This window comes from Streptomyces sp. NPDC059895, assembly GCF_042731035.1.
Classification (GTDB): domain Bacteria; phylum Actinomycetota; class Actinomycetes; order Streptomycetales; family Streptomycetaceae; genus Streptomyces.
Window position 1 is genome coordinate 263,300 of the sequence record NZ_JBHWKO010000009.1, and the last position, 10,586, is coordinate 273,885.

The 10,586-nt window shown below is 74.8% G+C and carries 10 protein-coding genes; 6 read left to right on the top strand and 4 right to left on the bottom strand.

Annotated features, from left to right (window positions below):
* Positions 1 to 14: 14 nt before the first annotated feature.
* Both lpdA and ACFV9M_RS14205 read left to right on the top strand, forming a co-directional pair.
* Positions 15 to 1,427: a dihydrolipoyl dehydrogenase gene (gene lpdA, locus ACFV9M_RS14200; RefSeq protein WP_385066130.1), complete on the top strand. Its 1,413-nt coding sequence runs from the start codon at positions 15 to 17 to the stop codon at positions 1,425 to 1,427.
* A 130-nt stretch (positions 1,428 to 1,557) separates the two neighbouring features.
* The gene (locus ACFV9M_RS14205) at positions 1,558 to 2,046 is read left to right on the top strand and encodes a hypothetical protein (protein ID WP_385066127.1); all 489 of its coding nucleotides are present in this window, start codon (positions 1,558 to 1,560) and stop codon (positions 2,044 to 2,046) included.
* A gap of 125 nt (positions 2,047 to 2,171) precedes the next feature.
* Here ACFV9M_RS14205 and ACFV9M_RS14210 read toward each other — a convergent pair whose 3' ends face one another.
* On the bottom strand, positions 2,172 to 2,540 hold the full coding sequence (locus ACFV9M_RS14210; RefSeq protein WP_385066125.1) for an ArsR/SmtB family transcription factor: 369 nt from the start codon (positions 2,538 to 2,540) through the stop codon (positions 2,172 to 2,174).
* Between the two features lie 35 nt (positions 2,541 to 2,575).
* Here ACFV9M_RS14210 and ACFV9M_RS14215 point away from each other — a divergent pair, with 35 nt between their 5' ends.
* From ACFV9M_RS14215 to ACFV9M_RS14225, 3 genes are all read left to right on the top strand, one after another.
* Entirely contained in the window at positions 2,576 to 4,540 is a 1,965-nt protein-coding gene (locus tag ACFV9M_RS14215; protein ID WP_385066122.1) for a heavy metal translocating P-type ATPase, read from the top strand.
* A gap of 95 nt (positions 4,541 to 4,635) precedes the next feature.
* The gene (locus tag ACFV9M_RS14220; RefSeq protein ID WP_385066120.1) at positions 4,636 to 6,132 is read left to right on the top strand and encodes an AlkA N-terminal domain-containing protein; all 1,497 of its coding nucleotides are present in this window, start codon (positions 4,636 to 4,638) and stop codon (positions 6,130 to 6,132) included.
* Between the two features lie 9 nt (positions 6,133 to 6,141).
* A complete protein-coding gene (locus ACFV9M_RS14225; protein ID WP_385066118.1) occupies positions 6,142 to 6,666 on the top strand; it encodes a methylated-DNA--[protein]-cysteine S-methyltransferase in 525 nt (174 codons plus the stop codon).
* A gap of 29 nt (positions 6,667 to 6,695) precedes the next feature.
* On the opposite strand, the gene ACFV9M_RS14230 is transcribed toward ACFV9M_RS14225, so the two are convergent.
* From ACFV9M_RS14230 to ACFV9M_RS14240, 3 genes are all read right to left on the bottom strand, one after another.
* Complete coding sequence (locus ACFV9M_RS14230; protein WP_385066116.1) at positions 6,696 to 7,424, bottom strand: NAD-dependent deacetylase; 729 nt, start codon at positions 7,422 to 7,424, stop codon at positions 6,696 to 6,698.
* 117 nt (positions 7,425 to 7,541) lie between these two features.
* Complete coding sequence (locus ACFV9M_RS14235; RefSeq protein WP_385066114.1) at positions 7,542 to 8,039, bottom strand: NUDIX domain-containing protein; 498 nt, start codon at positions 8,037 to 8,039, stop codon at positions 7,542 to 7,544.
* 74 nt (positions 8,040 to 8,113) lie between these two features.
* Positions 8,114 to 9,190, bottom strand: a complete 1,077-nt coding sequence (locus ACFV9M_RS14240; RefSeq protein WP_385066113.1) for an ADP-ribosylglycohydrolase family protein — start codon at positions 9,188 to 9,190, stop codon at positions 8,114 to 8,116.
* 185 nt (positions 9,191 to 9,375) lie between these two features.
* On the opposite strand from ACFV9M_RS14240, the gene ACFV9M_RS14245 reads away from it, so the two are divergent.
* Entirely contained in the window at positions 9,376 to 10,494 is a 1,119-nt protein-coding gene (locus ACFV9M_RS14245) for a glycerate kinase (RefSeq protein WP_385066320.1), read from the top strand.
* Positions 10,495 to 10,586: the final 92 nt, after the last annotated feature.

Below are 10,586 nucleotides of genomic sequence, written 5' to 3' on the forward strand. Positions count from 1 at the left end.
AAGAGGGACGTTCCATGGCCGAGCAGGACGAACGCTTCGACGTCGTGGTCCTCGGTGCCGGCCCCGGCGGCTACGTCGCCGCGGTCCGCGCAGCCCAGCTGGGCAGACGCGTCGCCGTCGTCGAGGAGAAGTACTGGGGCGGCGTCTGCCTGAACGTGGGCTGCATCCCCACCAAGGCCCTCCTGCGCAACGCCGAACTCGCCCACCTCCTCACCCACGAGGCGAAGACCTTCGGCATCAGGATCGACGGCCAGGTCTCCTTCGACTACGGCGAGGCGTTCCGCCGCAGCCGCAAGGTCGCGGACGGCCGGGTCAAGGGCGTCCACTACCTGATGAAGAAGAACAAGATCACCGAGTTCGACGGCCGCGGCACCTTCCTCGACCCGCACACCCTCCAGGTCGCCGGCTACGACGGCGAGACCCGCACGATCGGCTTCGACCACTGCGTCATCGCCACCGGCGCCACCCCGAAGCTCCTGCCCGGCACCCGCCGCACCTCCCGCGTGGTGACGTACGAGGAGCAGATCCTCGCCGACGACCTCCCGGAGTCGATCGTCGTCGCGGGCGCCGGCGCGATCGGCGTCGAGTTCGCCTACGTGCTGCACAACTACGGCGTGAAGGTCACCGTCGTGGAGTTCCTGGACCGCATGGCCCCGCTGGAGGACGCCGAGGTCTCCGCCGAACTCGCCCGGCAGTACCGCAGGCTGGGCATCGACGTGCTCACCTCCACCCGCGTCGAGTCCATCGACGAGTCCGGCCCCCGGGTCCGCGTCACCGTCACCGGCAAGGACGGCGCCCAGCACGTCCTGGAGACCGACAAGGTCCTCCAGGCGATCGGCTTCGCCCCGAACGTGACCGGCTACGGCCTGGAGAACACCGGCGTCCGCGTCACCGAGCGCGGCGCGATCGACGTCGACGGCCGCTGCCGCACCTCCGTGCCGCACCTGTACGCCATCGGCGACGTCACCGCGAAGCTGATGCTCGCGCACGCCGCCGAGGCGATGGGCGTGATCGCCGCCGAGACCCTCGCGGACGCGGAGACCATGGAGCTCGACTACGCCATGATCCCCCGGGCCACCTTCTGCCAGCCCCAGATCGCCAGCTTCGGCTACACCGAGGCCCAGGCCCGCGACCTCGGGTACGACGTCAAGGTCGCGAAGTTCCCCTTCAGCGCCAACGGCAAGTCCCACGGCCTCGGCGACACCACCGGCTTCGTCAAGCTGATCAGCGACGCGACGCACGGCGAGCTCATCGGCGGCCACCTCATCGGCCCCGACGTCACCGAGCTGCTGCCCGAGCTGACCCTGGCCCAGCAGTGGGACCTCACCGTCCACGAGGTCGCCCGCAACGTCCACGCCCACCCGACCCTGAGCGAGGCCGTCAAGGAGGCCGTCCACGGCCTCGCCGGCCACATGATCAACATGTGAGGGCGGCCGGCCGGGCCGTTCACCCGGACGGCCCGGCCGCGCTCGCCTCCGACGGACGTCCGGGGTGTCCTGCAAGGGAGCCCACGGAACGCACGGAGCCCACGGAGCCCCACGGAAGGGACGTCCGGCCATGACCTCCCACCCCGGCCCGAACCCGCACCGGCCGACGCCGTCCGGCAGCCCGCAGGGCGAGATCGGCACCGCCTGGTCGACCCCGCGCGGCGGCCCCCGCCGCCCCTCCCCGCGCGACGCCCGGATCGCCGGCGGCGTCTCCTTCGCCGGCGTCCTGATGCTGTGCGGTGGCGTCCTCGCCGTCCTGCAGGGCATCGCCGCGCTGGCCGGGGACGAGGTCTACACCCGGGTCGGCCCGTACGTCTACGCGCTGAGCCTCACCGTCTGGGGCGCCGTCCACGTCGTTCTCGGCGTCCTGGCCGCCGTCACCGGCGCGGGCCTGCTCAGGGGCGCCGCCTGGGCCCGCTTCCCGGGCGTCTTCCTGGCCGCGCTCGGCCTGGTCGCCCAGTTCCTGTTCCTGCCCTACGAACCGTTCTGGTCGGTCGTGATCATGGGGGTCGACGTGTACGTGATCTGGGCGCTGACCGCCGCGCGTACGGCGTCGTAGGGTCGCGGGCCGCCGCGCGTACGGCGGTGCGGGGTCGCGGGCCGCCGCGCGTACGGTGGCGCGGGGTCGCGGGCCGCCGTCCCCGCCGGGTGGCAGGGGGGCCGGCGCGAGAAGGGCGTCCGGCCCTACCGGTCCTCCTGCTCGGCGGTGTCGCTGATGCCCAGCCGCAGATGCTCCACGTGGTAGACGGCCTGGTCGAGGAGTTCGGCGACATGGTGGTCGTGCAGCGCGTAGACGACCGAGCGGCCGCGCCGCTCGCCCACCACCAGGCCCAGGTTGCGCAGCAGCCGCAACTGGTGCGAGCACGCCGACTGCTCCATCCCCACCTCGGCCGCCAGCTCCGTCGCGGGCAGCGGCCCTTCCCGCAGCCGGGCGAGGATCAGCAGGCGTGAGGGGGTGGACAGGGCCTGGAGGGTGGTGGCCACCTTGGCCACGTTGACCGCGTCCAGACGGACGCGCTCGGTGGCTGCGGGGGTGACGGCTCCATGACCCATGCGGGCCATCTTACCCACCGTACATGAATGAATGAATGACTCTTCATGTGTTCCTGTATCGTGGCCGCGTGTCCACCACCCTCACCTCCGCACCGGCCACCGCGACCGCCCCGGCGCCCCCGCGGCGCCGCACCCGGATCCTCGCCCTCCCCGAGGCCCGCTGGGCCCTCGCCGCCACCCTCGCCTTCCTGCTGGGACTCGCGCTGGACGCCGGCGGCACACCGGCCTGGGCGTCCGCGGTCCCCTACGCGGTCGCCTACGTCACCGGCGGCTGGGAACCCGCCCTCGAAGGGCTGCGGGCGCTGCGCCGGAAGACCCTCGACGTCGACCTGCTGATGATCGTCGCCGCGCTCGGCGCCGCCGCCATCGGCCAGGTCCTCGACGGCGCCCTCCTCATCGTCATCTTCGCCACCTCCGGCGCCCTGGAGGCCCTGGCCACCGCCCGCACCGCCGACTCCGTCCGCGGTCTCCTCGACCTCGCGCCCGACACCGCGACCCGGCTCACCGACGGCGGCGAGGAGACCGTCCCGGCCGCCGCTCTCGCCGTCGGCGACCTGCTGCTCGTCCGCCCGGGGGAGCGCATCGGCGCCGACGGGCGCGTCGTCGACGGCGTCAGCGAGGCCGACCAGGCGACCATCACCGGCGAACCCCTGCCCGTCGTCAAGCGCCCCGGCGACGAGGTCTTCGCCGGCACCCTCAACGGCACCGGAGCCCTCCGCGTCCGCGTCGCACGCGACCCCGCCGACTCGGTCATCGCCCGCATCGTCACCCTGGTCGAGGAGGCCTCCCGCACCAAGGCGCCCACCCAGCTGTTCGTCGAGCGGATCGAGCAGCGCTACGCCGTCGCCGTCGTGGCCGCCACCCTCGCCGTCTTCGGCGTGCCGCTCGCCTTCGGCGCGCAGCTCACCGACGCCCTGCTGCGCGCCATGACCTTCATGATCGTCGCCTCGCCGTGCGCCGTCGTCCTCGCCACCATGCCGCCCCTGCTGTCCGCCATCGCCACCGCCGGCCGCCACGGCGTCCTGGTCAAGTCCGCGGTCGCCATGGAACGCCTCGGCGAGACCGACACCGCGGCCCTCGACAAGACCGGCACCCTCACCGAGGGCGCCCCCGAGGTCACGGCCGTCACCCCGCTGCCCGGATCCGGCATCGACGAGGACGCCCTCCTCGCCCTCGCCGCGGCCGCCGAGCACCCCAGCGAGCATCCGCTGGCCCGCGCCGTCGTGGCGGCGGCGCGCGGGCGGGGCCTGCGGATCGCCCCCGCCGAGGACTTCACGGCGACACCCGGACAGGGCGTCACGGCCCTCGTCGAGGGCCGGTCCGTCACCGTGGGCCGGGCGGACACCGTGGGCCGGGCGGACACCGGCCACACCCCGGCGGCCCTTGAGACGGAGGGGACCGTGGTCCTGGTGCGCGTCGACGGCGCCCCCGCCGGCACCCTCACCCTCACCGACCGCCTGCGCCCCGCCGCCCCCGCCGCCACCGAGGCGCTCACCGCCCTCACCGGCACCGCCCCGGTCCTCCTCACCGGCGACAACGCCCGGGCCGCCGCCCGCGTCGCCGACGCCACCGGCATCACGGACGTCCGCGCCGGCCTGCTCCCGCAGGACAAGGCCGACGCCGTGCGCGAGCTCCAGCTCTCCGGCCGCAGGGTGCTGTTCGTCGGGGACGGCGTCAACGACGCGCCCGCGCTCGCCGCCGCCCACGCGGGCCTGGCCATGGGCCGGGCCGGTTCCGACCTGGCCCTGGAGACCGCGGACGCCGTCGTCGTCCGCGACGACCTCACCACGGTCGCGGCCGTCGTACGGCTGTCGCGGACCGCGCGCCGGCTGGTGGTGCAGAACCTGGTGATCGCGGGGACCTTCATCACCGGCCTGGTGCTGTGGGACCTCGTCGGCCACCTGCCGCTGCCGCTCGGGGTGGCCGGGCACGAGGGGTCGACCGTACTGGTCGGACTCAACGGACTGCGGCTGCTGCGCGACCGCGCCTGGCAGCAGTAGGGACCGGGACGGCGAATCGGGAAGGCACCGGCCACACCAGGTCGATGTCGGATTCTCGCCAGCGCCGCCCCGGGCCGGTGGCCGATGCTGAGGACATGCGGAACGGGATGCACACCGACCGGGAGCGCTGCCTGCGCGCCGTGCGGTCGAAGGACGCGCGGTTCGACGGCTGGTTCTTCACGGCGGTCTCGACCACCGGGATCTACTGCCGGCCCAGCTGCCCGGTCGTGGCGCCCAAGCCGGAGAACATGACCTTCCACCCGAGCGCCGCCGCCTGCCAGCAGGCCGGTTTCCGGGCCTGCAAACGGTGCCGGCCCGACACCAGCCCGGGCTCCCCGGAGTGGAACCACCGCGCCGACCTCGTCGCCCGCGCCATGCGGCTCGTCGCCGACGGCGTCGTCGACCGCGAAGGGGTGCCCGGACTCGCCGCCCGCCTCGGCTACAGCACCCGCCAGGTGGAACGCCAGCTCCTCGCCGAACTCGGCGCCGGCCCCCTCGCCCTGGCCCGCGCCCAGCGCGCCCAGACCGCCCGCCTCCTCATCGAGACCAGCGACCTGCCCATGGCGGACGTGGCGTTCGCCGCCGGCTTCGCCTCCGTCCGCACCTTCAACGACACGGTGCGCGAGGTGTTCGCGCTCTCCCCGAGCGACCTGCGCGCCCGGGCCCCGAAGCGGAGCGGCGCCCCGCGCCCGGCGTCCCCCACCGCCGGGACGCTCCACCTCCGCCTGCCGTTCCGCGCGCCCCTCAACCCCGACAACCTCTTCGGTCACCTCGCCGCGACCGGCGTGCCCGGGGTGGAGGAGTGGCGCGACGGAGCGTTCCGGCGCACGCTGCGCCTGCCGTACGGACACGGCATCGTGGCGCTCACCCCGCACCCCGACCACATCGGCTGCCGGCTCACCCTCACCGACCTGCGCGACCTCACCGTCGCCATCAGCCGTTGCCGGCGCCTGCTCGACCTGGACGCCGACCCGGTCGCCGTCGACGACCACCTGCGCACCGACCCGCAGCTCGCGCCGCTGGTCGACAAGGCGCCCGGCCGCCGTGTCCCGCGCACGGTGGACGAGGCGGAGTTCGCCGTCCGGGCGGTCCTGGGCCAGCAGGTGTCCACGGCGGCCGCCCGCACCCACGCGGCCCGCCTGGTCACCGCCCACGGCGACCCCGTCGACGACCCCGACGGCGGCCTCACCCACCTCTTCCCGACCCCCGAGGCCCTCGCCGCGCTCGACCCCGGGTCCCTGGCGATGCCCCGCACCCGCCGCACCACCTTCACCACCCTCGTACGGCACCTCGCCGAGGGATCCCTGCACCTGGGCGTGGAGAGCGACTGGGCGGACGCCCGCGCCCGCCTGCTGTCCCTCCCCGGCTTCGGCCCCTGGACCGTCGACGTCATCGCCCTGCGCGCCCTGGGCGACCCCGACGCCTTCCTCCCCACCGACCTGGGCATCCGCCGCGCCGCCCGCGACCTGGGCCTGCCCTCCACCCCGGCGGCGCTCACGGCCCGCGCGGCGGCGTGGCGCCCCTGGCGGGCCTACGCCGTCCAGTACCTGTGGGCGACCGACAGCCACCCGATCAACTCCCTGCCCGTGTGAGGACCGACGATGCGCACCCCCACGACCACCCCCCTGACCACCACGAGCACCACGAAGCGGCACACGCTCGTCGACAGCCCCTACGGCCCCCTCACCCTCGTCGCCGACGACGGAGTCCTGTGCGGCCTCTACATGACCGAACAACGCCACCGCCCACCGCAGGAGACCTTCGGCCCCCGCGACGACACCCTCCTCACCGAGGCCCGGGACCAACTGGAGGCGTACTTCGACGGCGGGCTGAAGCACTTCACCCTCCCGCTCCGCCTGCACGGCACCCCCTTCCAGCGCGCGGTCTGGGCCGAACTCCGCACCATCCCCTACGGCGAGACCCGCACCTACGGCGAACTCGCCCGGACCCTCGGCACCCCCACCGCCTCCCGCGCCGTCGGCCTCGCCAACGGCAGGAACCCCGTCGGCATCATCGTCCCCTGCCACCGCGTCGTCGGCGCCGACGGCGGCCTCACCGGCTACGGCGGCGGCCTCGCCCGCAAACACCGCCTCCTGGCCTTCGAGAGCGGAACGACCCTGTTCTAGGCCCGGCCCGACCCCGGCCTGACCTCGGCCTACCCCCGGCCCAGGTCCCGCAGCAGCCGGGGCAGCGCGGTCCCGATCGGCTCCCGTACGACCTCGTCGGCGATCCCGTCGTACGGTGTCGGCTCGGCGTTGACGATGATCAGACGGGCGCCGTGGTCGGCGGCGACGCCCGCGAGACCCGCCGCCGGCTGGACCTGGAGGCTGGTGCCGACGGCGATGAAGATGTGGCAGGCCTTGGTGACGGCGACGGCGTCGCCGAGGACCATCGGGTCGAGGCGCTGGCCGAACATGACGGTCGCGGACTTCAGGATGCCGCCGCATCCGAGGCACGGCGGATCGTCCTCACCGGCCTCCACGCGAGCGAGCGCGTCCCGCATCGGTCCGCGCGCGTGGCACCGGGTGCACACCACGCCGTGCGCGGTGCCGTGCAGTTCGAGCACCTTGCGGGCGGGCATCCCGGCGAGCTGGTGCAGCCCGTCCACGTTCTGCGTGATCACCCGCACCGGCACCCCGGACCGTTCCAGTTCGGCCACCGCCCGGTGTGCCGCGTTCGGCTCCGCCCGGAGCGCTCGGCTCTCGCGCCGCATCTGCCAGGACCGCCGCCGGATCTCCGGGTCCCGCATGTAGTACTCGTACGTGACGAGCTTCTCCGCCTCCGGGTCCCGCCGCCACAGCCCGTCGGGGCCGCGGTAGTCGGGGATGCCGGAGTCGGTGGAGATGCCGGCGCCGCTGAGGAGGGCGACGAGGGGTTTGGCCATGTCGCCGAGGGTAGGGCGGGAGATCCGGCGTCGGCGAACGGATATCGGACGGTCGGCGCCCCGGCCCCCGCCCCCGCCGGGTCGGATCGGCTCCTGCCGGGTCGGGCCGGCCCCCGCTCACGCCACCCGGTGGCCGTTCTCCAGCTCGGCCGTCCCCGAGCCGTCCGCCAGGACGTCCAGCGCGGCCAGCACGCGCAGGCCCAGCGAGCCCCGCAGGTGGTCGGTGACGTCCGCGCGCGGCACCAGCCGCCAGGACAGCAGTTCCTCCTCCTGCAGCCGGATCGCCTTGAGGTCGTCGTCGGTGAGGATCCCGCCGTCGTAGACGTACGCCACCAGGGGCGGCCGGTTCGTGCCGTGCGCCCAGTCCACCGTGAGCAGCCGGCCCGGTTCGCGGTCCAGGCCGATCTCCTCGAGCGTCTCGCGGCGGGCCGCCTGGCGCGGGGTCTCGCCGTCGTCGGACTCGATCGTGCCGCCCGGCAGCGTCCACCCCTCGCGGTAGTTGGGCTCGACCAGGAGCACCCGCCCCTCGCCGTCCCGGAACAGCACCGCGGCGCCGGCCAGGACGCGGGGGAGGGAGGCGATGTAGGCGGCGAAGGAAGTCTCAGCAGTGGTCATCCTGGAAGGGTAACCAGGCCCCGCGCCGCCCACCCGGCTCACTGTGCGGCGCACGGGAGCGGGGACGGGCCCGGTCACGGCGCGTCCGCCCCCACCAGCCGCAGCGTCCGCTCCGCCAGCTCACTGATCCGCACCCGGTCGAAACCGAACACCGCGCTGCGCACGGTGTCCTCCAACGGTTTTGTCCACTGGCCGGGGATGGCCCGCGCACCGGTCAGGACCCCGGCGACCGAACCGGCCGTCGCGCCGTTGGAGTCGGTGTCCAGGCCGCCGCGGACGGTCAGCGCGAGCGTCCGCGTGAAGTCGCCGTCGCCGTACAGGAGCCCGGCGGTGAGGACGGCCGCGTTCGGCACCGTGTGGATCCAGCCGAGGCCCGCCGTCTCCTCGGCGACCGTGGTCAGCGTGTCCTCCCAGGACAGGCGGGTGTCGTGGAGGGAGACGACACGGCGTACGGCGCGGGCGAGCCGGCAGCTCGCCGGGATCACGGCCAGCGCCTCCCCGACGGCGTGCCGGACCGTCGGCGCCGTGAACGCCGCCGAGATCAGCGCCGCCGCCCACATCGCGCCGTACACACCGTTGCCGGTGTGGGACAGCACGGCGTCGCGGCGGGCCAGCGCGGCGGCCCGGTACGGGACGCCGGGGCAGGTCCAGCCGTAGACGTCGGCGCGGATCAGCGCGCCGATCCACTCCTGGTAGGGGTTGTCGTACGTCGCCGTCAGCGGCGGTTTCAGCCCGTTGGCGAGGTTGCGGTACGCGGCCCGCTCCGCCGTGAACGTCTGCAGGTACGGCAGCCGCAGCAGCCACAGCTCGCCGACCCGCTCGGTGGTGAAGCCGAAGCCGTACGTCTCCAGCAGGTCCAGGCCGAGGATGGCGTAGTCGATGTCGTCGTCGCGGCAACTGCCGTGGATGCGGCCGCGTACGCAGTGGCGCCACTCGGGGCGCAGCGGCGCGTCGTCGTCCCCGGGGGCCGGCGCCGGCAGGTAGTCGGTGAGCGGCAGGGCGGCGGCCCGCCGCAGATAGCGGTCGATGCGCTCGCGCGTCCACACGTCTCCCTGCTCGACCGGTTTGCCGAGCATGTTGCCGGCGATCCGGCCGAGCCAGCCGCCGAGGACGCGGTCGGCGCACTCGTGATCGGTGCCCACAGGGGTCATGGCTGCGGAGTACCCGTTTCCGGGGCCGCCGTGCGGCTCCGTCGCTGTTCGAGGGCCGGGCAGGGCATGACGGCGGAGGCGTCCTGCGGTTAAGGTCACTGCGGCGCGACTGGCCCCGACGTGCGAGGGGCCCGGAGAGCAAGGGGAGCAAGGTGGCGGACGCCGAAGCGCAGGGCACTCACAGGGTGCTCGTGGCCGCGGACAAGTTCAAGGGCTCGTTGACGGCCGTGGAGGTCGCCGAGCGGGTGACGGCCGGGCTGCGCCGGGTCGTACCGGAGGCCGAGGTCGAGACCCTGCCGGTCGCCGACGGCGGCGACGGCACGGTCGACGCGGCGGTCGCGGCCGGATTCGAACGCCGGGAGGTACGGGTCGCCGGACCCCTCGGCCACGAGGTCACCGCCGCGTTCGCGCTGCGCGGTGACACGGCGGTCGTGGAGATGGCCGAGGCGAGCGGTCTCCAGCGCCTCCCGGCCGGGGTGTTCGCCCCGCTCACGGCCTCCACGTACGGTTCCGGGGAACTGCTGCTGGCCGCGCTGGACGCCGGCGCCCGCACGATCGTCTTCGGGGTCGGCGGCAGCGCCACCACCGACGGCGGCGCGGGCATGCTGTCCGCGCTGGGCGCCCGCCTCCTGGACGAGGAGGGCGAGCCGGTCGCGCCGGGCGGAGGCGGACTCGCCGATCTGGCCCGCGTCGACCTGTCGGGCCTCGACGCCCGGCTGTCCTGCGTCGACCTGGTCCTCGCCAGCGACGTCGACAACCCGCTGACCGGCCCGAAGGGCGCCCCGGCGGTGTACGGGCCGCAGAAGGGGGCCTCCCCGGACGACGTCGAGACGCTGGACGCGGCGCTCGCGCGGTACGCGAAGGTGCTGGAGGCCGCGGTCGGTCCGAAGGCCGCGGAGTACGCCGCGGCGCCCGGCGCGGGCGCCGCGGGCGGCATCGGCTACGGCGCCCTGCTGCTCGGCGCCCGCTTCCGCGCCGGGATCGAGGTCATGCTCGACGTGCTGGGGTTCGCGCCGGCGCTGGAGCGGGCGGATCTGGTGATCACCGGTGAGGGCTCGCTGGACGCGCAGACCCTGCACGGCAAGGCGCCCGCGGGAGTCGCCGCCGCCGCCCGCGCGGCCGGCAAGGAGGTCGTGGCCGTCTGCGGACGCCTCGCCCTGCCGCCGGAGGCGCTGGGCCGGGCCGGGATCCGGCGGGCCTACCCGCTGACGGAGGCCGAGCCGGACGTCGCCCGCTGCATCGCGGAGGCCGGGCCGATCCTGGAGCGGGTCGCCGAGCGGATCGCCCGGGACTACCTGGTCTGACCCGCCAGGGGGCTCCGCCCCCTGGACCCCCGTCGGCCCTGAACGGGCCTCGTCCTCAATCGCCGGACGGGCTGGGTGGGTCTGGGCGGGCC